Annotated in this window: 19 protein-coding genes; 13 read left to right on the forward strand and 6 right to left on the reverse strand. The window is 64.3% G+C overall.

The features are described from left to right. The first annotated feature begins 13 nt into the window (after window positions 1-13). The 5 genes from rfaE1 (at window position 14) to MTX19_RS13165 (ending at window position 6,943) form a co-directional block, all read left to right on the forward strand. Window positions 14-1,486 (forward strand): D-glycero-beta-D-manno-heptose-7-phosphate kinase, encoded by a 1,473-nt coding sequence (rfaE1, locus tag MTX19_RS13145; protein ID WP_280986010.1) that lies wholly within the window; start codon window positions 14-16, stop codon window positions 1,484-1,486. A 35-nt stretch (window positions 1,487-1,521) separates the two neighbouring features. Beyond that, the gene (locus tag MTX19_RS13150; RefSeq protein ID WP_280984778.1) at window positions 1,522-2,772 is read left to right on the forward strand and encodes an O-antigen ligase family protein; all 1,251 of its coding nucleotides are present in this window, start codon (window positions 1,522-1,524) and stop codon (window positions 2,770-2,772) included. A gap of 76 nt (window positions 2,773-2,848) precedes the next feature. Further along, window positions 2,849-4,801 (forward strand): nucleoside-diphosphate sugar epimerase/dehydratase, encoded by a 1,953-nt coding sequence (locus MTX19_RS13155; RefSeq protein WP_280983966.1) that lies wholly within the window; start codon window positions 2,849-2,851, stop codon window positions 4,799-4,801. Continuing rightward, on the forward strand, window positions 4,785-5,999 hold the full coding sequence (locus MTX19_RS13160) for a glycosyltransferase family 4 protein (protein ID WP_280983967.1): 1,215 nt from the start codon (window positions 4,785-4,787) through the stop codon (window positions 5,997-5,999). Before MTX19_RS13155 ends, MTX19_RS13160 begins: the two co-directional genes overlap by 17 nt. Then, entirely contained in the window at window positions 5,996-6,943 is a 948-nt protein-coding gene (locus tag MTX19_RS13165; protein ID WP_280986011.1) for an NAD-dependent epimerase/dehydratase family protein, read from the forward strand. Before MTX19_RS13160 ends, MTX19_RS13165 begins: the two co-directional genes overlap by 4 nt. Before the next feature lie 13 nt (window positions 6,944-6,956). On the opposite strand, the gene MTX19_RS13170 is transcribed toward MTX19_RS13165, so the two are convergent. Both MTX19_RS13170 and MTX19_RS13175 read right to left on the reverse strand, forming a co-directional pair. Next, window positions 6,957-7,973, reverse strand: a complete 1,017-nt coding sequence (locus tag MTX19_RS13170) for a glycosyltransferase family 4 protein (RefSeq protein WP_280983968.1) — start codon at window positions 7,971-7,973, stop codon at window positions 6,957-6,959. 12 nt (window positions 7,974-7,985) lie between these two features. Continuing rightward, window positions 7,986-8,951: a lysylphosphatidylglycerol synthase transmembrane domain-containing protein gene (locus MTX19_RS13175; protein ID WP_280983969.1), complete on the reverse strand. Its 966-nt coding sequence runs from the start codon at window positions 8,949-8,951 to the stop codon at window positions 7,986-7,988. A 333-nt stretch (window positions 8,952-9,284) separates the two neighbouring features. Between MTX19_RS13175 and MTX19_RS13180 the strand changes: the two genes are divergently transcribed. The 6 genes from MTX19_RS13180 to MTX19_RS13205 all read left to right on the forward strand — a co-directional run bounded on the left by MTX19_RS13180 (window position 9,285) and on the right by MTX19_RS13205 (window position 17,921). Beyond that, window positions 9,285-10,697 carry a mannose-1-phosphate guanylyltransferase/mannose-6-phosphate isomerase gene (locus MTX19_RS13180; RefSeq protein ID WP_280986012.1) on the forward strand — a complete coding sequence of 471 codons (1,413 nt, stop codon included), beginning with the start codon at window positions 9,285-9,287 and terminating at the stop codon, window positions 10,695-10,697. Between the two features lie 437 nt (window positions 10,698-11,134). Then, on the forward strand, window positions 11,135-12,151 hold the full coding sequence (locus tag MTX19_RS13185) for a Gfo/Idh/MocA family oxidoreductase (protein WP_280983970.1): 1,017 nt from the start codon (window positions 11,135-11,137) through the stop codon (window positions 12,149-12,151). A gap of 34 nt (window positions 12,152-12,185) precedes the next feature. Next, window positions 12,186-13,337, forward strand: coding sequence for a DegT/DnrJ/EryC1/StrS family aminotransferase (locus MTX19_RS13190; protein WP_280983971.1), 1,152 nt, complete (start codon window positions 12,186-12,188; stop codon window positions 13,335-13,337). Window positions 13,338-13,381: 44 nt separating this feature from the next. After that, window positions 13,382-14,911 carry a murein biosynthesis integral membrane protein MurJ gene (murJ, locus tag MTX19_RS13195; protein ID WP_280983972.1) on the forward strand — a complete coding sequence of 510 codons (1,530 nt, stop codon included), beginning with the start codon at window positions 13,382-13,384 and terminating at the stop codon, window positions 14,909-14,911. A 130-nt stretch (window positions 14,912-15,041) separates the two neighbouring features. Continuing rightward, a complete protein-coding gene (locus MTX19_RS13200; RefSeq protein ID WP_280986013.1) occupies window positions 15,042-17,351 on the forward strand; it encodes a xanthine dehydrogenase family protein molybdopterin-binding subunit in 2,310 nt (769 codons plus the stop codon). Between the two features lie 123 nt (window positions 17,352-17,474). Next, complete coding sequence (locus MTX19_RS13205; RefSeq protein WP_280983974.1) at window positions 17,475-17,921, forward strand: cytochrome c; 447 nt, start codon at window positions 17,475-17,477, stop codon at window positions 17,919-17,921. 107 nt (window positions 17,922-18,028) lie between these two features. Here the strand turns inward: MTX19_RS13205 and MTX19_RS13210 are convergent, their stop codons facing one another. Continuing rightward, window positions 18,029-18,451 (reverse strand): CHRD domain-containing protein, encoded by a 423-nt coding sequence (locus MTX19_RS13210; RefSeq protein WP_280983975.1) that lies wholly within the window; start codon window positions 18,449-18,451, stop codon window positions 18,029-18,031. Between the two features lie 165 nt (window positions 18,452-18,616). Here MTX19_RS13210 and MTX19_RS13215 point away from each other — a divergent pair, with 165 nt between their 5' ends. Then, a complete protein-coding gene (locus tag MTX19_RS13215) occupies window positions 18,617-19,552 on the forward strand; it encodes a cytochrome c (protein WP_280983976.1) in 936 nt (311 codons plus the stop codon). A gap of 79 nt (window positions 19,553-19,631) precedes the next feature. Here the strand turns inward: MTX19_RS13215 and MTX19_RS13220 are convergent, their stop codons facing one another. After that, window positions 19,632-19,877: an Lrp/AsnC ligand binding domain-containing protein gene (locus tag MTX19_RS13220; protein WP_280972549.1), complete on the reverse strand. Its 246-nt coding sequence runs from the start codon at window positions 19,875-19,877 to the stop codon at window positions 19,632-19,634. Window positions 19,878-20,090: 213 nt separating this feature from the next. On the opposite strand from MTX19_RS13220, the gene thiD reads away from it, so the two are divergent. After that, window positions 20,091-20,894, forward strand: coding sequence for a bifunctional hydroxymethylpyrimidine kinase/phosphomethylpyrimidine kinase (gene thiD / locus MTX19_RS13225; protein ID WP_280983977.1), 804 nt, complete (start codon window positions 20,091-20,093; stop codon window positions 20,892-20,894). Window positions 20,895-21,115: 221 nt separating this feature from the next. On the opposite strand, the gene MTX19_RS13230 is transcribed toward thiD, so the two are convergent. After that, the gene (locus MTX19_RS13230; protein ID WP_280983978.1) at window positions 21,116-23,599 is read right to left on the reverse strand and encodes a hypothetical protein; all 2,484 of its coding nucleotides are present in this window, start codon (window positions 23,597-23,599) and stop codon (window positions 21,116-21,118) included. Window positions 23,600-23,860: 261 nt separating this feature from the next. After that, window positions 23,861-24,037, reverse strand: coding sequence for a hypothetical protein (locus tag MTX19_RS13235; protein WP_280986014.1), 177 nt, complete (start codon window positions 24,035-24,037; stop codon window positions 23,861-23,863). Window positions 24,038-24,252: the final 215 nt, after the last annotated feature.

Genomic DNA, 24,252 nt, shown 5'->3' on the forward strand with positions numbered 1-24,252 from the left:
GGCACGATCACAGATGTTCGATTTTGAAGCCCTGTTGCATGCAATGTCCGGCCAGACCGTGCTCTGCGTCGGCGACCTCATGCTTGACGAGTTCGTGTATGGCGAGGTGTCGCGAATCTCGCCGGAGGCGCCGGCGCCGGTGATCGCGGTCGGGCGCAGCGAGACCAATATCGGTGGCGCCGGCAATGCCGCGCGCATCGTTGCCTCGCTCGGCGGGCGCTGCATCTTCATCGGTCTGATCGGCGAGGACGATGCGGGCGCCAGGCTGCAGGCCGTGCTGGGCCGGGAAAGCCGGATCGAGAGCATATTGGTGCGCGATTCCGGCCGGCCGACGACGCGGAAAGTACGCTTTGTGTCTGAGCATTTCTCGACACATATGCTGCGCGCCGACTGGGAGCAGGCAGTGCCGGCTTCGGCCGAGGTCGAGCAAAAGCTGATCGACGCCATCCTGTCGCAGCTGGCACGTGCCGACATCGTGCTAGTGTCGGACTACGCCAAGGGCGTGCTGACCGCGCGGGTGATCCGCAACACGATCGATGCCGCGCGCGAGCTGGGCAAATCCGTGATCATCGACCCGAAGAGTCTCAATTTCGCGATCTATCGCGGCGCCACCTTGCTCAAACCAAACCGCAAGGAATTCGCCGAGGCGACGCGGAGCCGTGCCGATTCAGACAGCGCGATCGCAGCCGCCGCCGAAGACGCGATGCGGCTCGCCGACTGCGAAGCCATGCTGGTGACGCAGGGCGAACGCGGCATGACGCTCGCTCTGCGCGACCGCGGTGTCATCCACGTGCCGGCGCTGCCGGCGAAAGTGCGCGACGTGTCGGGTGCGGGCGACACGGTGGCGGCGACGCTGGCTCTGGCGCTGGCCGCAAAGGCGGACTGGGAGGCGGCGCTCAGGATGGCGACCGCGGCGGCCGCCGTGACAGTCGGCAAAACCGGCACCGCGATCGTCAGGCCGGATGAATTGCGGCGGCGAATCCTGCCGCACGCATCGCTTGCCGCGGAAGACAAGATCGTTGCGGCCCGCGGCGATATCGATGCGCATCTTGCGGAATGGCGCAGGCAGGATCTGCGCATCGGCTTCACCAATGGCTGCTTTGACATTCTGCATCCCGGCCACGTCAAGGTGCTGACGGCGGCGCGCGGTGCCTGCGACCGCCTCGTTGTCGGGTTGAACAGTGATGCCTCGGTGAAGCGGCTGAAAGGAGAGGGGCGACCGGTGCAGGACGCGCAGTCGCGCGCCGAAGTGCTGGCTGCTCTTGAAGCCGTCGATCTCGTTGCGATCTTCGAGGAGGACACGCCAATCAACCTGATCACGAAGGTGCGGCCGAGCGTGCTGGTCAAGGGTGGCGACTACACCCGCGAGCAGGTGGTCGGCCATGAGATCGTCGAGGCATCCGGCGGCGAGGTGCTGCTGGTCGATATCCTGGCCGGACACAGCACGACATCGCTGGTCGATCGGGCCCGCGGGGGCAAGGCGTGAGCCCGGGCTCAGCCTCCGCGACCTCAGCCGCGGCGCTGCCCGCCTGGCGCGACCGGGCGCGGTGGGCGACCACGACCGACGTGATCGCGGTCTTGATTGCGCTGTCGCTGCCGTGGTCGACCTCGCTGGTCGGCATCTTCGGGGTGGTGTTGTTGATCGCAGTCGCGCCGACGCTCGAACTAAGGGCGTTCTGGGCGCTGGTGAAGCAGCCGATCTGCGCGGTGCCGGCCGCGCTGTTCGCCCTTGCACTTGTCGGCACGCTCTGGTCGGACGCCGCCTGGGGCGTGAGGCTGTACGCGGTCGGGCCGACGGCAAAGCTGCTGGTGCTTCCGTTCCTTTTCTATCATTTTCAGCGCTCGAGGCGTGGAACGTGGATATTCACGGCTTTCCTCGTGTCCTGCACGCTGCTGATGGTGATGTCCTGGCTGGTGCTGGCACATCCCGGCCTCTCGTTAAAGGGGGCGGGCGGTGAGCGCGGAATCTTCGTCAAGGACTACATCAACCAGAGTCAGGAATTCACGCTCTGCGCGGTCGCGCTGGCCTATCCGATCGTCATACTGCTGCGCGCCAGGCGCATCGCACTCGCCGTTCTGCTGATCGTGATTGCCTTGAGCTTCTTCGCCAACATGGCGTTCGTGGTGGTGTCGCGAACCGCGCTGGTCACAGTCCCGATCATGTTCGCGGTGTTTGCGCTGCTCCATCTGCGTTGGCGCAGTATCGCGCTGATTCTGTGCAGTGCTGCCGTGCTTGCCGTGGTGGCGTGGTATTCCTCTCCGCAGCTGCGATGGACCGCCGAAACGTTCACTCGCGACTACCAACTTTACAAGGAGCGCAACGAGCCGACCTCGATCGGCTTGCGGTTGGAGTTCTGGCGAAAGTCGCTCGGATTCTTCGCCGAGGCGCCGATCATTGGCCATGGTACCGGAGCGACGCGGGGCTTGTTCGAGCGAGTCGCAACGGGCGGCGCGAGTCACGCTTCGGGTGAAGTGATTGGCAACCCACACAATCAGACGTTGAATGTCGCCGTACAGTGGGGCATGATCGGCGTCGCAATCCTTTATGCAATGTGGATTTTGCACCTGTTGTTGTTCCGCGGGGATGGTGTCGTGAACTGGATCGGGCTCCTCGTCGTGGTGCAGAATATTTTTACTTCATTGTTCAATTCACACATCTTCGATTTTCACGAGGGCTGGATGTACGTACTGGGTGTCGGGGTCGCTGGCGGCATTGTGCTGAAAACGCGATCGACGGCAGGGACGGAACCTGAACGCCTAATCCATCCATGATGGCTGGCATGACTGTCGCAGATGCGCTATCAGCCTTGATATCTTGTCGCAAAACCCCATTAAATCGCTCGTATCCATGATGCGTCTTCCACGTTTCACTCTGCGCAACTTCCTGATTTTGATCCATGATGCCCTTGTAACGGCGTTTGCGCTGGTGGCGAGTTTCTATCTGCGCTTCGAGGGCAGCCTTCTCACGGATCGGCTGCCGCTATTGATGCACGTCCTGCCATGGTTCGTGCTGTTCAGTATTGTGGTCAGCTATCTCTGCAACTTGACCACGGCGAAATGGCGTTTCACGTCGCTGCCAGATGCCGTGAACATCCTGCGCGTCGCGGCGGTGCTGACGCTGGCGCTCGTGGTGCTGGACTACGTCTTCATCTTCACCGAGACAAGTTCGCATAGCGTTGTCTTTCTCGGGCGTGTCACGATCGTCCTCTTCTTCTTCCTCGAGGTGTTCGGGCTGAGCGCGTTGCGCCTCGGCTATCGCTATTTCCGCTATTCGCGAACGCGTCTTCATGCCCGCTCCGACAACGCCGCGCCGGCGCTGCTGGTCGGACGCACCGCTGACGCGGAAGTCGTGCTGCGCGGCATTGAGAACGGGGCCATCAAGGGACTGTGGCCGATCGGCGTGCTGTCGCCCTCGTCCTCCGACCAGGGCCAGAAGATTCGCAATATTCCCGTCGTCGGCGGTGTCGACGACATCGAGCCGGTGATTCGCGACTTCGGCGTTCGCCAGCGGCCGATCAAGCGGGTGATCATGATGCCGTCGGCGTTCGAGCCGGATGCCCATCCGGAAAGCGTGCTGATGCGCGCCAAGCGTCTCGGCCTGATCGTCAGCCGTCTGCCGTCGCTGGAAGGCGGCGACACGCCGCGGCTGACCAATGTCGCGGTCGAGGACCTGTTGCTGCGTCCGAGCCACAAGATCGACTATGCACGGCTCGAAAGCCTGGTGAAGGGGAAGTCGGTCATCGTGACCGGCGGCGGAGGCTCGATCGGGGCGGAAATCTGCGATCGCGTCGCGACCTTCGGCGCGGCACGTCTGCTGGTGATCGAGAACTCCGAGCCGGCGCTTTATGCGGTCACCGAAGCATTGTCGGCCCGCGACACCGGCGCGGTGGTCGAGGGCCGGATCGCCGACATCAGGGATCGCGAGCGCATGACGCGGCTGATGAGCGACTTCAAGCCCGACATCGTGTTCCATGCCGCGGCGCTCAAGCATGTGCCGATCCTGGAGCGCGACTGGAGCGAGGGCGTCAAGACCAACATCTTCGGCTCGGTGAACGTTGCCGACGCCGCGCTGGCCGCCGGCGCCTCGACCATGGTGATGATCTCGACTGACAAGGCGATCGAGCCGGTGTCGATGTTGGGGCTGACCAAGCGCTTTGCCGAAATGTATTGTCAGGCGCTCGACCACGATTTGATGGTCGGAGCCGCCGGCAAGCCGCATATGCGCCTGATCTCGGTGCGCTTCGGCAACGTTCTGGCCTCCAACGGTTCGGTGGTGCCCAAGTTCAAAGCGCAGATCGAGGCCGGCGGCCCGATCACTGTCACTCATCCGGACATGGTCCGTTACTTCATGACGATCCGCGAGGCCTGCGATCTCGTGATCACCGCGGCCACGCATGCGATGACGCCGGCACGGCCCGACGTCTCGGTCTACGTGCTGAACATGGGACAGCCGGTCAAGATCGTCGATCTTGCCGAACGGATGATTCGCCTGTCCGGCCTGCAACCCGGGGTCGATATCGAGGTCGTGTTCAGTGGCATTCGCCCCGGCGAGCGGCTGAACGAGATCCTGTTCGCAAGCCAGGAGCCGACCATCGAGATTGGCGTCGCCGGCATCATGGCGGCCAAGCCGAACCAACCGCCGATGTCGACGCTGCGCAAGTGGCTGGCGGCGCTGGAGGACTCCATCGAGAGAGACGACCGGGTGACCATCCGCGCGGTGCTGCAGGACGCCGTGCCCGAATTTGGATCGAATGCGCGCGACAGGAGCGTCTCGAAAGCGATTGATGCGCAAGCCCAATAAAGTCGTCGTCGTCAGCCAGCACTATCCGCCGGATCACAGCACGACTGCCGCGATCATGGCCGCAATCGCCGAGCGGCTCGCGCAGGACGCGGAGGTGGTCGTCGTGTCCGGCATGCCAGGCTCGGCAAAAGAGCCCGCACCAGGACGGCCGACCGTGATCGAGATCAGGAACTGGTTGCCGGACAAGGCGGCGCTGATCAAGCGCGCTCTGGCGGAGACGCTGTTCAGCTGCCGGATCTTTGTCGCGCTGTGGACGCGGCTGCAGCGCGGCGACGTGGCGCTGACGGTGACCGCGCCCTTCGTGCTGCCCTACGCGGTGGCCGCCGCGGCAAGGCTGAAGGGGGCGAAGTCGGCACTGATCCTGCACGACCTGTTTCCCGATGTGCTCGTCATGGCCGGATTGCTGAAGCCGTCCTCCCTCGTCGCACGCGCGATGCGGGGCATCAACGCACTGATGTTCCGCGCGCTCAACGCCGTCATCGTGATCGGCCGGGACAGCGAGAAACTGTTGCTGCGGTACCGCGCAATGACGCCCGACAAGATCAGGTTCATTCCGAACTGGACCACGCTGATGCCCGGCATCCGTGCCGTGGACCCCGACAATCCGTTTCGCAAGGCGATCGGTGCCCGCTTCGTCGTCGGCCTGTCCGGCAATCTCGGCTTCACTCACGACCCGGACATCGTGTTCGAGGCCGCGCGGCTGCTGCGCGGCGAAGGCGATATCCATTTCCTGCTCTCCGGCTGGGGCATGGGCTTTGACCGGCTGCGGGAGATGCAATCTACAGATCGGTTGGCCAACGTTACGCTGGTCGATCGGGTCGCTGATAGCGATCTCGACGCGCTGCTCTCCAGCGCCGACATCTGGCTGATTCCCTATCGCAAGAACGTCGCCGGCGTATCGGTGCCGAGTCGGTTCTACAATCTGCTCGCCGCGGGCCGTCCCGTGATTCTCATCTCGGAACCCGAGGCCGAGGCCGCGTTGACCGTGAAGGAAAACGGGCTCGGCTGGGTCGTGGCACCCGGCAGGCCGGATCAACTCGCCGACGCGATCAGGCTGGCGCCGCGCTCGCAGGACGCCGCGATGGCCGAGCGCGCGGTTGCGGCAGCGCGGACCTTCAGTCCTGAACTGGCCCTTGGCAGTTACGCCGCGCTCGTTGCCGAGCTATTGTGCAATCGCGACGTGGAGCGGACAGCATGAGTGATGGTCGTCGACCGACGGTTCTGGTGACGGGGGCGAGCGGCTTCGTTGGCCGCCACCTGGTGCCCTTACTGGTCCGCAACGGCTGGGTGGTGCGGCGCGCCGTGCGGACTCCGCCTCAGGACCCAAACGACGTGACGATCGATATGCTCGGACCAACCACCGATTGGCGCGAGGCGGTTGCCGATGTGGACGCCGTGGTGCATCTTGCCGCGCGCGTTCATCACCAAAACGACGAGCATGCGGTCCAACTCTATCACGACGTCAATGTCGGAGGGACGCTGCATTTGGCGCGCACCGCGATGGCCGCGGGTGTTAGGGATTTCATCTTCATCAGCACGATCTTGGTCCACGGGCGCAGTAATGATGGACGTCCCCCGTTTCGCGAGGACGACACCTTGACACCCCGCAGCCTCTACGGGATGTCGAAGGCTGCTGCGGAAGCTGGCTTGAGGGAATTAGTGGCGGATAGCGGTATGAGGGTGACCGTCGTTCGCCCGCCCATGATCTATGGTGCTGGGGCAAAGGGGAACTTTGCTTTTCTCGAAAGAGCAGTGAAACGCGGCGTTCCACTTCCCTTGGCCAATATTCACAACCGTCGTGCCTTTCTGTCAGTGGAGAACCTAACTTCGTTTGTCCTCCATCGGCTATCGTCCCCGGGGGGGAGGAATTTCGACGTATTTCTCGTGGCCGACCGCGAACAGGTGTCGACGCCGCAATTCATCGAACGTCTCGCCCATGCGGCGCAGACCTCGCCACGTCTGTTCCGTTTGCCACAGCCGATTCTTCGCACTCTGCTCAGGGTCGGCGGTCGAGGCGAGGCAAATGACAGCTTGCTCGGTTCGCTCGAACTCGATCTGTCGAAAGTCGCGGCGATTGGGTGGCAGCCGCCGATCAGCCTTGATGACGGGTTGAAACTCGCCATGAGTCAGTCATCGTCCTGATCGGGCCCACCGATCAAGATGTTCGCAGTCGCGAGAACTGCTGTAGAAGGAGAGCAACGGCAAGCGCACCGGCCAGCAGCAGGACGACGTCCGCGGCAAAGGAATTCAGGGCGACCGAAGCGATGGCGAGCAGCGCCAGCACGACATTGAGCGCGAACACTTCACCGATGACGCACCACACCGCAAATCCGTTGTCGGTTGCGCGCTGATAGAAGTGCGAACGGTGCGCGGCCCAGAATGGCTCGCGTCGCGCCATCCGCCGAAGCAGTGTGACCGTCGCATCCGCTAGGTAGTACAGCGGCAGGAGCAGCGCGGCAACGAATTGCTGATGCAGTGCGAGCTGCAGCAGACACCAGCCGAGCAGCAGGCCGATCGGCAGGCTGCCGACATCGCCAAGGAAGATCCGTGCGACCGGCCGGTTGAACGGGGAGAAACCAAGCAGCGCACCGCATAGCGAGGCGGCGACGATCGTCGTCGCAGCCGGGACATGGCCGAAGCTGCCGAGCAGGGCGACCGCCACCGTGATCGGCACGGCTTCGGCGGCTGTCATCAGGTCTAGCCCATCCATGAAGTTGACGAGATTCACGAACCAGAGGCCGGCGATCAGCAGCAAGGCACGTTCCAGCCACAGCGGGCAGGCCGGAACGATCCGCAGATCACCCGGCGCGGCGAACACGACGACGGCGACGGCCGCGGCTTGCAACAACAATCGTGGCACGACGGGCAGCGGGCGGACATCGTCGACGAAACCCACCACCGCGATGAACAGGCTGGCCGCGAACACCACGAAGGCAACCGTCAAGTCGGGGAATCCCGCCAGGACGAGGACGATCCCGCCTGCGAGCAGCGTAGCCAGCGTGACCGCGATGCCGGCGCCTTGCGGCGTTGGAATCTTGTGTGACGAGCGGGCATTCGGTTTCGCCAGCGCCACGCGCAGCAGCATCGGCCGCGTCGCCTGGATCAGCATGGCCGAGATCGATGCGGCCAGAACCGCTGCGATGAACGACAGGAGGATTTCGAAACTGGTCATTGCGGTCGACAGCTATTCCGATGCCGGCACTTTGATCGGCTGAGCGCCCTTGGCAGCTTTTTCCGGGCTAAGGATCCACACCAGGCCGCCGAAGATGCCGACCAGGAATGATATCGCGCCGAACAGCAGCGAGACGTTGACGCCTTCGCTCGAGATCAACCCGGCATATCCGAAGGCCAGTCCCATGGTGGCTTCGCGCACCCCCCAGCCCGCGATCGAGATCGGCATCATCGTGATCAGCATCACCGGCGGCAAGAGCTGGAAGATCTGACCGAACGTGACCGGGGCCGCGATCGATCGCACCACGCACCAGCCGATCACGGCCGTGACCACGTGAATCATCAGGGAAAGTACGATGACCTTCAGCCCGCGGTTTCGGCTGAACAGCACCCGGTTCGCAATCACGGCACAGGCATGCACGTGATGCGTCGCCCACCACCGCTTCAGCCACGGCCACGGCAACATGCCGATCAGCAGGAAGCCGAATCCGGCTGCGAGCGCGGCAAGGTCGAGGAGCAGCAGAGCCGTCCAGCCGCGGGGATCGGAGATCAACCGGTAGCTCCACGGCAGGGTTGCTGCGATGACGACGGCAAGCGCGACGAGTCCGATCGCGCGATCGACGAAGATCGAGTAGGTGGCCGCGCGCCAGCCCGCGCCGTTGCGCGCGACGAGCCACAGCCGCACCGCGTCGCCGCCGATCGAGGACGGCAGCGTCTGGTTGAAGAAGGTGCCGATCATGTTGAAGCGCATCGCCTGCGCGGTCTCGAGCGGCGCGCCGCATTCCACGCTGATCTCCCGCCAGCGCAACACTCCGAGAAAGATCTGGCCGAGCGTGACCGCGATCGCAAGCCCAAGCCAGCCCAGGCTCTCGACCTGGATGCGCGAGGCGAGGTCATAGAGATTGACCTTGCGCAATGAGAGATAGAGCAGCGCGGCCGAGATCAGTATCTTGAGGGTAGAAAGCAGGATTCGGCGCATTTCGCCCGCGCTTGCCAGGGTTCAGAATGTGTCAAAAACCGCGCAAAAGGCCTTCGCGCGTCCAAATTCGCCGCCTTGGTATGGTTTCCGCACCGATCTGGCAATAGCTGTGCGGCTCTTATTGCGGCCAGCCTGACGAGGGGGGTAAAGAGGTCAGACGGCGACTGTCGGCCGCACACTGGGGTTACAATACCGGTAAAATCCGACCTGACGCACGGGATCGCATGGTGCTACACCGTGGCGGTGCTTCCCGGGCAACAGGGGCGTCGATCACGGCCGCCTTCGCGCAAATTTGATGTGTCATCCGCGGACACGACAGAACTTGAGGGTTCAATGGACCGACGAATTATCCCCCTGATCATGTGCGGTGGCGCGGGTACGCGGCTGTGGCCGGCCTCGCGCGAGGTGCATCCGAAGCAGTTCCTGTCGCTGTTCGGGGCGCGCTCGACCTTCCAGGAGACGCTGCTGCGGGTCGCGGACCCGACCCTGTTCGAGCGGCCGATCGTGATCACCAACGAGGCCTATCGCTTCATGGTGCTGGAGCAGCTCGCCGAGATCGGCCGCGAGGCCGATGTGCTGCTCGAGCCGATGCGGCGCGATTCCGGCCCGGCGATCGCCGCCGGTGCGGCGTTTGCGCAAACCCGGGACAGCGATGCGGTCGTGCTGGCGCTCGCCGCCGATCATCTGGTGCGCGACATGCCGGCCTTCGTCGCGGCGTGCCGCGAGGGGCTGGCGGCAGCGGAGCAGGGCCGCATCGTGACCTTCGGCGTCAAGCCGGAACGGCCGGCGACCGAATACGGCTACATCAGCCCGGGCGAAGTGGTCGCCGGCGAGGTGCGCGCGGTCGCCAAATTCGTCGAGAAGCCGGATGCCGAAATTGCGGCCGGCTATATCGATGCCGGCTATCTCTGGAACAGCGGCAACTTCATGTTCCGCGCTGCGGTGCTGCTCGATGAGTATCGCAACGTCGACGCGGACAGCGTGACTTCCGTCGAGCAGTCGGTGGCCGAGGCCGCGCGCGATCTCGGCTTCGTCAAGCTCGATCCGCCGGCGTTCGGCGCGGCCAAGGCGATCTCGATCGACTATGCGGTGATGGAGAAGACCGCGCGTGCGGCGGTGGTGGCGGTGGCCTGCGGCTGGTCCGACATCGGCTCGTGGCGCCAGGTCTGGGAGCTCTCCGACAAGGACAGCCAGGGCAATGCGGCGCGGGGAATTGCGGTGTTCGAGGACTCCCGCAACTGTAGCGTCGCGACCGACCGCGCGCTGGTCGCGCTCGAAGGCGTCGACGATCTTGTCGTGGTGGCGACCCAGGATGCCGTGCTGGTGTCGCGGCAGAAGGATGCCAACGGGCTGAAGCGGCTGGTCGCGAAACTGAAGGTAACCGCGCCCGAGGTGACAGAGAGCCACATCAAGGTGCACCGGCCCTGGGGCTCCTACCAGTCGGTCGACAATGGCGACCGCCACCAGGTCAAGCACATCATCGTCAGGCCGGGCGGGCGGCTCAGCCTGCAGAAGCACCACCACCGCTCCGAGCATTGGATCGTGGTGCGCGGCACCGCGCAGGTGACCGTCAACGAGCTGATCAAGACCGTGCACGAGAACGAATCGATCTACATTCCGATCGGCGCGGTGCACCGGCTGGAGAACCCCGGCAAGATCCAGCTCGAGCTGATTGAGGTGCAGACGGGCAGCTATCTCGGCGAGGACGACATCATCCGCATCGAGGACGACTACCGGCGCACCTGAGAGCCGGTAGGCCTATCCAGTCCCGTCACTGCAAGGAGCGATAGCAGCGAAGCAATCCATGCTTCCGCGTATGCAGCGCGATGGATTGCTTGGCGGAGCCTGTCATCGGGCGCGCATTCGCGCGACCCGTTGGCTCGCAGTGACGGGGATGGAGCTGCGGCACAACCTTCACCGCGATCCTGACGCGAGGCGGGGTCCCGTGCCCAAAAGGGCTCACCGGACGATGTAACTCTTTGAATCAAAACGTGTCCGGATATCGTCCTTGTCAATCGCCACATTTGTGGCGCCGTGCTATAGCGGCTGCCAACGAAGCGGATCGTGGTTCGCGCCAAAAGCGCCAAACAGGGGATAGAGCCTTGGTGCTGATTCCCCTTGGGGCCGGGGTGGCTCCCTGAGAAGCCGGGACAACCGCCAGAACGTTACTTGGGGTCTACAATATGAACGCAAAAGTGTCCGCATCGGGCGCGAAGGCCGACATCAAGCGCGCACTGCGCGTCGGCGTGATCGGTGCCGGCGTGATGGGCAGCAATCATGCCCGCGTGCTGGCCGGGCTGCCCGGTGTCCTGCTGGTTGGGATCGTCGATCCGCTGCCGGAACACCGCTCGCGCGCCACTGATCTTGTCGGCTGCCGCGCGTTCGCGACCGTCGACGAATTGCTCGCCGAGGGCGTCGATGCGGTGACGATCGCGGCCCCCACCCACCTGCATCACGACATCGCGCTGACCTGCATCGCGCGTAACATCCACATCCTGGTCGAGAAGCCGGTGGCATCCTCGGTCGAGGAGGGCCGCGAGATCGTTGCCGCCGCGCAGCAGGCCGGAGTGACGCTGATGGTCGGCCATGTCGAGCGCTTCAATCCGGCGGTCGCCGCGATCAAGCAGGCGATCTCGGGCGAAGACATCCTGTCGATCGGCATCACCCGCGTCGGTCCGTTCCCGCCACGGATGTCCAATGTCGGCGTCGTGATCGACCTCGCCGTGCACGACATCGACCTGATTCGCTGGTTCACCGAATCCGACATCGTCGAGGTGCAGCCGCAGCTCTCCAGCGCGGTTGCCGAGCGCGAGGACATCGCGCTGCTGCAGTTCCGCACCGCCTCCGGTGTGCTCGCCCACATCAACACCAACTGGCTGACGCCGTTCAAGGCGCGCAACGTCACGGTGGCAACCCGCGGCAAGTACGTGATGGGCGACCTGCTGACGCGCCAGGTCACCGAATGCTTCGGCTTCAAGTCTGACGGCAGCTATTCGATGCGTCACCTGCCCGTCGGTCACGACGAGCCGCTGCGCGCCGAGCTGATTGCCTTCCTCGATGCGGTGCGCACCGGCAAGCTGCCGGCAGTGTCCGGCGACGAGGGCGTGGCGAGCCTCGAGATTGCGATCCGCTGCCTGGACGCGCCCGCGAAGCCTGCCGCTTCGACGGCGCGTAAGGGACCGCGCCGTATCGCCGGCTAATTTTGTCATTTCTCATCACGCGCAAAGAACCTCCATGAACCAGCACATCCATCCTGAACTCATCCCCTTCATCGACATCGCTGCGCAGCGTCGACGGCTCGGCAAGTCGGTCGATGAGGCGGTCGCCCGCGTCCTCAATCATTGCCAGTTCATCAACGGCCCGGAGGTCACGGCGCTGGAGAAGGCGCTGGCCGAGTACAGCGGTGCAAAGTATGTGGTGAGCTGCGCCAGCGGTACCGACGCGCTTCTAATGGTGCTGATGGCCAAGAATGTCGGGCCGGGCGACGCTATATTGTGCCCGACCTTCACTTTCTGCGCGACCGGCGAAGTAGTGACATTAACCGGTGCTACGCCGGTCTTCGTCGACGTCGACGAAGCGACCTTCAACATCGACGTCGGCTCGCTCAAGCGAGGCATCGCGACCGCGCGGGCGCACGGGCTGAAGCCGGTCGGTATCATTCCGGTGGACCTGTTCGGCCAGAGCGCCGATCATGATGCGATCGCAGCGGTAGCCGACGCCGAAGGCCTGTTCATACTCGACGACGCCGCGCAAGGCTTCGGCGCCAGCTACAGGGGGCGGAAGCTGGGCACCTTCGGACTGGCGACTGGGACCAGCTTCTTCCCGGCAAAGCCGCTCGGCTGTTTCGGCGACGGCGGCGCGATCTTTACCGACGACGAGGAACTTGAACGCACGCTGCGCAGCATCCGCGTTCACGGCCAAGGCTCAGACAAGTACGACAATATCCGGCTCGGCCTAACCGCGCGGCTCGATACCGTGCAGGCCGCGATCCTGATCGAGAAGCTGAAGATCTTTGAGGACGAGATTGCGGCGCGCAACGTGGTCGCCGACCGCTATTCGCGCGGGCTCGGCAATGTCGTGACCGTGCCGCACCTGGCCTCCGGCTGCACCTCTGTATGGGCGCAATACACCCTCCGGCTGCCCAAGGGGACCGACCGCGACGCCTTCGCGGCGGCCCTGAAGGCGCAGGGCATCCCCACCATGATCTACTACCCCAAGTCGGTCCACCAGCAGACGGCCTATCGCCACTTCCCGGTCGCGGACGGCGGTCTGCCGGTCAGCGAGCGCCTGTCGAAGGATGTCATCAGCCTGCCGATGCATCCCTATCTCGATGAGGCAACCCAGGATCGCATCGTCCAGGCGGTGCGCGGCGCGCTTTCGTCCTGAATACGTCATTTTGACGGATGGTGATCATGCGCTAGAAGCACCGCATGCTTGGGCGCATCTTCACCGTCGGTGGCTACACCCTGCTTTCGCGGCTGACCGGGTTCGCGCGCGACATCATGCTCGCGGCGATCCTCGGCGCAGGCCCGGTGGCGGATGCGTTCTTCGTGGCGCTGCGGCTGCCGAATCACTTCCGCGCGATCTTTGCCGAGGGCGCCTTCAACGCCGCCTTCGTGCCGGCCTATGCCCATGTCCATGGTGAGCGCGGCGAGGCCTCGGCGCGGCTGTTCGCCGACCGCATCTTCACGCTGCTGTTCGCCTCGCAGGTGGTCCTGCTGGTGGTGGCGATGCTGTTCATGCCGCAGGCGATGAGCATCCTCGCGCCGGGCTTCACCGAGGATGTCGAGCAGCGCAAGCTCGCGATCGAACTGACGCGGATCACCTTTCCCTATCTGCTCTTGATCACGTTGGTGACGCTCTATGGCGGCATGCTCAACGTGATGCACCGTTTCGCCAGCGCCGCGGCGGCGCCGATCTTCCTCAACCTGGCGATGATGATGACGCTGGCGCTGGTCGCGTTCTTCCCGAGCGCCGGTCATGCCGCGGCCTGGGGCGTGCTGATCTCGGGCTTCCTGCAGTTCTTCCTGCTGGCCGGCGACCTCGCGCGCCATGGCGGCTTGCCGCGCTTTGCGCCGCTGAGGCTCGACGAGGATGTCCGCGCCTTCTTCCGCGCGCTGGGGCCGGCCACGCTGGGCTCGATGGGGACGCAGGTGGCGCTGTTCGCGGATACCATCATCGCGACCTTCCTGCACGCCGGCGCGCTGTCGGCGCTCTATTACGCCGACCGCCTCAATCAATTGCCGATCGGCGTGATCGGGATCGCGATCGGCACCGTGCTGCTGCCGGAGATGTCGCGGCGCCTGTCGGCCGACGACCACGCCGGCGCGCTTGCGGCGCAGCGCCGCGCGTTCGACTTTACCCTTTTGTTCTCGGTGCCGTTCGTGGCGGCGTTCCTGACGGTCGCCGACCCGATCATGCGCGCGATGTTCGCGCGCGGCGCCTTCTCGAAGGCGGACGCCGCCACCGCCGGCGCGACGCTTGCGGCCTATGCGGTCGGCCTGATCCCGTTCGTGATGATCCGCAGTGCGGTCGCAACCTTCTACGCCCGCAAGGACACTGCAACCCCGGTGAAGGCGGCGCTGACCGGGGTCGCGGTCAACGTCGCGCTGAAGATCGCGCTGGTCGGCACGCTGGCGCAGGTCGGGCTCGCGCTCGCGACCGCGGTCGGCGCCTGGATCAATCTGCTGCTCGTGCTGTTCTTTGCTGCACGCCGCGGCTACCTCGACTTCGATCGCACGCTGGTGCGCTCGCTCGGCACCTTCGCGCTTTGCGGTATCCTGCTGGCGGTCGCCCTGTGGCTGACCTCGCACTTCGCGGCGGTCTGGTTCGCGCCGATGCAGATCTTTCGCGACGAATTGATCCTGCTGCTGCTCGTCGCGGTCGGCCTCTTCGTCTACGGCTTCGCGGTCCTCGTGCTGTTCGGCCGCGGTTGGCTGTTCGCACTGCGGCGCGGATAGTTTGCCCTGTTAAATCAAAAGCATAGGAGTGGGCTGCGCGATCGCGTCGCGGCATGTGGAAAGCGGTTTGCGCTTCCGGAACAACCACGCCAATATGCGGCCCAAACAAACCAAGACAATTGGAGACGAGATGGCAGCTCCCATCAAATTCGGCGTCGGTCAAAGTGTGCGCCGCAAAGAGGATGACGCCCTGATTCGCGGCAAGGGCCGCTACACCGACGACGTTGCGCCGTCTCCCGCATTGCAGGCGCTGATGCTGCGCTCGCCGCATGCGCACGCGACTTTCACCATCGACGCGACCAAGGCCCGCGGCATGCCCGGCGTGGCGCTGATCCTGACCGCGGCCGATGTCGCCGACCTCGGCGGCCTGCCGTGCCTGTTCAATCTCGAGACCGATCCATTCACGGCGCCGCCCTATCCGATCCTCGCCAAGGACGAGGTGCGCCATGTCGGTGACGCCGTCGCCTTCGTGGTCGCCGACACCGTCGATCATGCCCGCGACGCGATCGAGGCGATCGACGTCAAATGGACGCCGCTGCCCGCCGTCGTCGGTCTCGTGAACGCCGTCAAGAACGGCGCGCCGCAGGTCTGGTCCGACAAGCCGGGCAACGTGCTGTTCGACGTCTCGATCGGCGACAAGAAGGCCGCGGAAGAGGCCTTCGCCAAGGCGCATGCGGTGGCCGAGATCACCATCGTCAATCCGCGCGTCATCACCAACTTCATGGAGACGCGCGCGGCGGTCGCCGAATACGACACCAAGAAGGATCATCTGACCCTGACGATCGGCAGCCAGGGCAGCCACCGCCTGCGCGAGATCCTCTGCGACATGGTCCTGAAGATGCCGAAGGAGAAGATGCGGGTGATCTGTCCCGACGTCGGCGGCGGCTTCGGCACCAAGCTGTTTCCGTATCGCGAATATGCGCTGATCTCGGTCGCCGCGCGCAAGTTGAAGAGGACGATCAAGTGGACCGCCGAGCGCTCCGACCACTTCATGGGTGACGCGCAGGGCCGCGACAACGTCACGACCGCGAAGATGGCGCTCGCCGAGGACGGCAAATTCCTCGGCATGGACGTCGATCTGATGGGCGACATGGGCGCCTATCTCTCGACCTTTGCGCCCTACATCCCGCACGGCGGCGCCGGCATGCTGCCGGGCCTCTACGACATCCAGGCCTTCCACTGCCGCGTCCGCACCGTGTTCACCAATACCGTGCCGGTCGATGCCTATCGCGGCGCTGGCCGCCCCGAGGCCGCCTATGTGATCGAGCGCCTGGTCGACGCAGCGGCCCGCAAGCTCGGCATGACGCCGGATGCCGTCAGGCGGAAGAATTTCATTCCGCCGAAATCGCTGCCCTACAAGACCGCGACCGGCAAGGTCTACGATTCCGGCGACTTCGTCGCGCATATGAAGCGTGCGATGGAGATCGCCAACTGGAAGGAGTTTCCGAAGCGCGCCAAGGCGGCGAAGAAGGACGGGCTGGTGCGCGGTATCGGCATGGCGAGCTATGTCGAGGTCTGCGGCACCATGGGCGAGGAGACCGCCAATGTCGCGCTCGATCCCAATGGCGACGTCACCATTCTGATCGGAACTCAGTCGAGCGGGCAGGGCCATCAGACCGCCTATGCGCAGCTCGTCGCCGACCAGTTCGGGCTGCCGCCCGAGCGCGTCCATGTGCTGCAGGGCGACACCGACAAGATCGCGACCGGCCTCGGCACCGGCGGCTCGTCGTCGATTCCCTCCGGCGGCGTCAGCGTCGAGCGTGCCACGCGCGAGCTCGGCAACAAGCTGAAGGAGCTCGCGGCGCAGGCGCTGGAGGCCGGCGCGGGCGACCTCGAAATCGCCGACGGCCGCGTCCGCATCGCCGGCACCGACCGCTCGATCAGCTTTGCCGATCTCGCCAAACGTGCCGGCGGCGATCCCTCGAAGTTGAACGGCAGCGCGACCTTCTCGAGCGCCGACGGCACCTATCCGAACGGCACGCATCTCGCCGAAGTCGAGATCGATCCAGCCACCGGCATCATCAAGATCGTCAACTACGTCATCGTCGACGATTTCGGCGTGACGCTCAATCCGCTGTTGCTCGCGGGCCAGGTGATTGGCGGCGCGATGCAGGGTATCGGCCAGGCGTTGATGGAGCGGGCAGTCTACAGCGCAACCGACGGCCAGCTCGTCACCGGCACGTTCATGGACTATGCAATGCCGCGCGCCTCCGACGGACCGTCCTTCGTGTTCGAGACCCACAACGTGCCCTGCACGACCAATCCGCTTGGCGTGAAGGGAGCGGGTGAGGCCGGTGCGATCGGCTCGTGTCCGGCGGTGGTCAATGCGATCGTCGAAGGGCTGTGGCGCGAGTACCAGATCGACCACATCGATATGCCCGCAACGCCCGAACGGGTCTGGGTTGCAATCCGCGAAGCACAACGCCAGCACAAGCTCTGAAACTTTGTGCGGGAGAGGAATGAACCGGATCGAGCGGTGTTCGCCTGATCAGGCCGCTCGACGCAAATCCGTGGCCGAGCGCGAAGGTCGGTTCATCCGCCCCCTGAACATGGAGAGCTGTCGATGTTTCGAACTGGTACTGTCGCGGGAACCTTGCTGCTTGGCGTTGGCGTTGTGGCCGCGGCGGAAGACCATGTTACCTTGACCCAACTTGCAATGAAATCCAACCTCAAGAATGCCGTCGTACTCTACGACATTACCAAGGGTAAGGCGGCTTATGATCAGAACGCCGTTGACACGGCGCTTGTGGGGCTCGAGGATGTAGCCAAGCGCTTCCCTTCCTTTTTTCCCGAAAGCATCAAGGGCAAGAAGCCGAAGGGCGACTACTACGCGTCAATGAAGGTGTGGACCCAGCGAGCGGATTTTGAGGCCCATGCGGCCACCTTTGCCAAGGCTGTGGGTGAGGCAAAGACCAAGGTCAAAGATCTCGATAGTCTGAAGACGGAGTTTGCAGCCATTAACGATGCATGTCTTCGCTGTCACGAGACCTACCGCGTTAAGGCGCGTTGAGAAGAGCGGAAGGTTGCCAGAAATTCCCCTCGAGAAGGGCGGACGCCGCAAGGTGTCCGCCCTTCCTGCTGTGTCGGCCTTTTCTTGTCGGACTTACTTCGTGAGCTTTACTTGGTGACCTGGCCGCGGATCTCGCCGCCCGGATTCGCCGCGGTGTGGATGTTGACGTAGTACTTGCCGGCGAGCAGATCGGCGGCCTGAGCATCGGTTAGCGTGGCGCTGCCTTCCGCTGGGCTCTTGCCCGCGTTCGGGATCGCGACTGCGACGCCGGCGTTCTTGCCGGATTCTGCAGGACCATGGAAATGCGCGGCGGTGGCGGGGCCGGTCAGGCCGGAATAGCTCAGCTTCCAGGTTAGCTTCTTGGTCGCGGCGTCGTAGTCGATGTCGGCGGTGCCGGTGGCCGTGCTGGTGGTCGGCGGTACTTCGGACTTGCCGCTCAGCGTCGCCTTGAGCTTCTCGGCGAAGGCGGGTCCGGCAAAGGCGACCGCGGCGCTCAGCGTCAGCGCGGCAAGCATGGTCTTGTTCGGCATGGTTTTCTCCCTGTTGACATCAAACGACGGTATCAGCCTCAAAACAGCAGCCGTCCGGATTTATTCCCAAAAATCAACCTGAGCGGGCGAAATTTGATGGAAGCTTATGCGCCAGCTTGCGCTCATACTGGCTGACAGATGACCGGCCCAGTGACGGATCAATGAATGCCGCGACGAATTCTCCTCCTGGCCATTGTGGCCGGCATCGCCGGCTTCGGCGTGTTCTGGTGGTTGACGACCCCCGCGACCATTGCTGCAAGCGCGCTTCCTGCCTACCAGCCTGACTTGGCCAACGGGCTCACAACGTTCAATGCAGGTGGATGTTCCTCCTGCCATGCCGTGCCGAAGCAGGACGACCGCACCAAGCTTGGCGGCGGCCTTGCGATACCGTCTCCGTTCGGCACCTTCTATGCGCCGAACATCTCTCCCGATCCGAACGATGGCATCGGCCGCTGGAGCGAGGTCGACTTCGTCAACGCGGTTATGAAGGGCACCTCGCCGTCGGCGACGCACTACTTCCCGGCGTTTCCCTATACCTCTTACCAGCACGCCAGGATCAATGACGTGCGCGACCTCTTTGCCTATCTGAAGACGTTGCCGCCGGTCGCGGGCAAGGTGCGCGACCATGACGTGCCGTTTCCCTTCAACGTCCGTCGCAATATCGGCGTCTGGAAATGGCTGTTCATGGACGGCAAGCCGTTGGTGGCCGATGCAAGCCGTTCGCCGCAGTGGAATCGCGGCGCCTATCTCGCCGACAGTTTCGGCCATTGCGCCGAGTGCCACAGCCCGCGGAATATCCTTGGCGGCATCATCGGCGTGCAACGCTTTGCCGGCGGCCCCAATCCGGAGGGCGAGGGCTGGGTGCCCAACATCACGCAAAAGGGGCTTTCGGATTGGAGCGCGAACGATATCGCCTATTTCCTGGAGACCGGGCAGACGCCGGATGGCGACAGTGCCGGCGGGTCCATGGTGCGCGTGATCCGCAACACCTCGCAGCTCTCGCACCCGGATCTCGACGCGATCGCCGACTACATCAAGTCGCTACCGCCGGTCGAAGGCCCGCCGCGGCCACCGAAGAAAAAGCCGGCGGAGGAGTCTTGAAGCGCGATCAATTCGGGCGGTCTTCCGCCGGCTTGGTCGCCTCAGCTCGCCGCGGGCGTCGCATCGAAAGATGCGAACCTCACTTCGTTCCGAACGCCTTGAAGGTGATGATGGTGAGGGTATCCTGAATACCCGGGATCACCTGCACCTTCTCGTTGATGAAATGGCCGATGTCGGTGTCGTGGTCGACGTAGAACTTCACCAGGAGGTCATAGTTGCCTGCGGTGGAATAGATCTCGGAGGCAATCTCGGCTTCCGCCAGCGCGTTGGCAACGGCGTAGGACTGGCCGAGCTTGCATTTGATCTGGACGAAGAAAGGAACCATCGCTGTGTCTCCGGGGATATCGGCGACAATAGGCCAAAAACGGGCCGCCAAGGCAAGGCCAAGTCCAGGTCAAGTCCAGGTCAAGTCCAGGTCAAGTCCAGTCCAGGTCAAGTCGAGATCAAGTCGCGGTAAGGTCAGGCGAACTTGCTGCCAATGGGCGGCCGGGCTAGGACAGGTCATGACCCCGTTCATATCAACCGCTGGCGCTGCAAAATGACGCCGATCGCGCTCACCATTGCGGGCTCGGATTCCTCCGGCGGCGCGGGCATCCAGGCCGATCTGAAGAGCTTTGCCGCGCTCGGGGTCTACGGCGCCTCCGTGATCACGGCGCTGACGGCGCAGAACACCACCGGGGTCAGCGGCATTCATCCGGTGCCTGCGCCGTTCGTCACCGCGCAGATCGACGCGGTGTTTTCCGACCTCGCGGTCGGCGCGGTCAAGATCGGCATGGTGGCGCAGACCGAGACGATCGCGGCGATCGCCGAAGGGCTGCAGCGCTGGGCGCCGCACCACGTCGTGCTCGACCCGGTGATGGTCGCGACCTCGGGCGACCGCCTGCTGGCGGCCGAGGCGGTCGATGCGCTCAAGACCATGTTGTTCCCCCGTGCATCGCTGATCACGCCAAACCTGCCGGAGGCCGCGGCGCTGCTGAACGAGCCGGTCGCTTCGAGCGAGGCCGCCGTCGAGGACCAGGGGAGGCGGTTGCTGGCGATGGGATGTCGCGCCGTGCTGGTCAAGGGCGGCCATGCGCAGGGTGCCGAAAGCATCGATTATCTGATCGACGGCGAACGCACCGTCGCGCTTGCCGCGCCGCGCATCGCGACCGCCAACACGCATGGCACAGGCTGCTCCCTGTCGTCGGCAATCGCTGCAGGTCTGGCCAGGGGCGAGGATATGGAGACCGCCGTGCGCAACGCCAAGGCCTGGATCACGGCTGCGATCGCTGCGGCGGATCGCTTCGCCGTCGGACACGGCCACGGGCCCGTGCATCATTTCCACAAGCACTATCCGGATTGACGGCCCCGCCGCGCTCAACCTTGGCCTCCAGATCCGTGTGCGTCCTCACGGACGCCCTAGGCTTGCCCGGCCATTGCAGGCCGGCGAACACCGCTCGCGGGGCAGCCTGCGACAGACAGAAGCCAAGCCGCCCAATCTGGGTGGCCCGATGCTCCCCAGGAATTGACGGGGCGCGACTTCGAGCCAGTCGCCGCCGCTATGCGGGTATGCTTGATCGGTAGTCAGTGGGCGTGACGGAACTTGCCCCGTAGCTCGGCCAAGGCCCCTGCGAACGGATGAAACGTGAAGCTCACCGTGTGGTGCCCTGGGCGAAGAGCGACTGCCCGAAAGATGACGTTGGCCCTGAGGATGTCGCTCGGCTCGCCATCCACCGTTGCACGCCACCAGGGATGCCAAACGTCGTTGAGGAGCAGCAGGCCGCCTGACGGCGCGTCGACCTCGACGTCGACTCGTGTATTCTCATAGCGGATCAAGCGTGCTGTGCCGGGCGCCGCGCCAGCCGCGCTTGCACGCGGCAGCGCTGGCGCGCGGTCGAGCAGGACGGTGTGGCGCGGATCGACGTCCGTCGGCCAGCCATTGGTGAGAAGCTGATTGAAATCCGCGATGCGCCAGTCAGAGAGCACCATCACACGCGGCAGAGCGCGGGGATTCTCGTACACATAGGCGTCCGCCGTATGGGCGACGAGCGTGAGATCGCCGGGGGCAAGCGATGGATCGACCTTCTCGACTGGCACGCCGACGGCGATGAAGCGCAGACCGAACAGATCGGCGAAGGCGGAGCGATAGGACGGAAATAGCGGCGAGAAGCGGCGCTGGTCATAATCCACCACCGTATCACCGACCAGGGTGGCGTCGTAGAACCACTTGAGGCGCAGCGGATTGTGCCCGAACACGTGGTCGCAGCCGTGGATCATACACAGGTTCGGCCAATGATAGGCGATGCCGATCAGTTCGACGCGATCACGCCGGGCCGGATCTGACGCCGCCGCAAGCTTTGATTTCAGCAGCGCCAGCGTTGCGTTCCTGGTGTCGAGGCGCAGTGCATCGAATGTCGAAGCCGCCATAGCGGTGGAAATGTGCGGCGCATTGTTCCAGGCGAGGTCGACGGCGGAGAACGAGCTCAGCAGCAGCATGCCCGCAAGGAGCGAGAGACCGTTCAGCCAACGCGCGAGAACGAGCGCCACGACCGCACCGCTGGTGAAGACGAGCGCGGTGACGACCGGCACGATCACCTGCGTGATGGACACGACGGTGTGGGCGAGCCACAGCGCCACTGCGACCAGCACAACCGGCATGGCCAGTTCGACTGCCCGCTGCGCACTGGTGGGTTGCGGTACCGTGCCTTCGAGCCAGCGATGCACGAGGTAGCCGGCGATGATAGCGAGCAGCGCCCCGATGACGAACGTCGCATCGGCAGGTCGCCGGTATAGCATCACCCCGGGCAACCATTCGTACATCGCATGGAAGACGGGCGTGTACCAGCCGAGTCCATAGAGCAAGACGATGCTGGCAGCGATCGAGAAGAAGCGGATGTCACGCGACCAGGCGAGGCGGCGCACGATGCCAAACGAGACGATGACGACGAGCAGCAGGGCTCCCGAATAGACCAGACCCATGTTTTGCGCGAGCGAGAGATCAGCGCCGCCAAGCGCTGCTTTCCAGGACGACGTCGCCGGCCCCCAGTACTCGATGGCCGGGTCCATCGCGCCGTAGAGATCGGCGAAAGCGAGGGTCAGCAGATGTGCCGGATGCAGCGATCCCTGGCCGGCGACCATCCAGCCAATCTCGGGCCGGTTCGAGCGTGCGGCGAGCAGAGCCGTCAGCGTGACCGGAACGGCCGCGATGGGGATGCCGACCAGGCAGCTGGCCGCGAGCGGTCTGATGCTCGCGTTGATGCGCTTGCGCCAATCGTCACCCGCGATCCAGTGGTACGCGACAAATCCGGCGAGGACGTAGAGCGAGATCAGCGCAACCTGATCCCGCCCCACGGCGAGCAGGCCGCCAAACACGCCGGCCGCCAAGCCGGCGCGCCACGACGAACGTTCGAGCGCGCGCGATAGCATCCAGAGCGTCAACGGCAGATAGACCAGGCTGACGATCTGGCCGGTATGCTGCAATCGTGAATTCGCCGAGCCGCCGAAGGCGAAGGCGAGCGCAGCGACAAGCGCACCGGCCGCGTGCCAGCCGCGGTCGCGGAAATACAGAATGATGGCCAGGCCGCCGAGCAACAGATAGGCAAAGGTCAGCCCGTCGACCACACGGAAGCTTGGTTTCGGGTCGACGCAGGCGAGCAGAAAATGTAGCGGCGAGAAGATCAGCGATTGCGGATCGGAGATGAGCGGCCAGCCCCCGAAGACGTTGGGCGTCCAGAACGGCGACTGGCCATTCGCCAGCGACGTGGCGAGAAATTGCAACGGCGGCAGGAATTGCGACTTGGCGTCCCAGGGAATCGTGACGTGGCCGGATAGCCATGGCCATGCAGGCAACAGAAACGCGAGCGCGAACAGCGCGACGGTAAGGCCTAGCGGGAATTTGCCCGTCGAAACCGCCGGTCTGGCCCGCCGCCCCAAAGCGCGTGGCTCAGCACCGGCGAGCCACGGCGTCGCCTGGAAGGACGGCGCGGCCACGGGGTCGTCGATCCACGACAGCGACCGCGCTTCGCTCTCGGGTCCCTCGAGCGACCCGTCCCCAAGGTCGGTTCTCATCTATGGCCCATTGTTTGGCGGAGGCGAGGCCGGGCCTGGATCACAACTCCGGGACTGCAACCGGCGAGCTCCCTTTTGCTATCCGCATGCCGGCTTTGCCTGTTTGGCGCAGAGCGCGCGCTGTCGCCACAACAGCGATTGCACTCCGCCCCCGACGGAGAGTGTACTCTGATACTGAGGACGCCTTAGCTAGCTGGGCCATTGCGCCTCACGAAGGCTGGATATTACGGAATTTCTATGGCGTCGCGCGGTGATGGCACGTTATTCAACTTCATTGAGCTTCTGGTTCACGGCGACAACATTGCGCGCGCATTCCTTGCCGGTGGACCAAGCCTGATCGTTCTGGTTGACCCAGTGTTTTCTCCGCTGATGAAGATCGGCGACGCCGTTAGAGGCATCGCGCGAGCGCTTGAGTCTCACAATTTCGTAGTTCGCCAAGTACCGGCATCTGAAATATCTATACGATCACCCGGGGTAGATGACGGTCGTCGACCTCGTGGTGTTAACGCCGGAGAGGGCGTTCTCGATTACCGAGCTCATATTGCGGCTACCGGTCTGACCCGAAGTCGGCGCCTGTGGTCGTTGGGGAGCGACGCAGATGGCGCCGGTGAAACGCTTCCGACTGAGCAGCTTGGCGCGTGAGGATCGAGACC

The sequence above is a fragment of the Bradyrhizobium sp. ISRA464 genome (assembly GCF_029910095.1).
Taxonomy (GTDB): domain Bacteria; phylum Pseudomonadota; class Alphaproteobacteria; order Rhizobiales; family Xanthobacteraceae; genus Bradyrhizobium.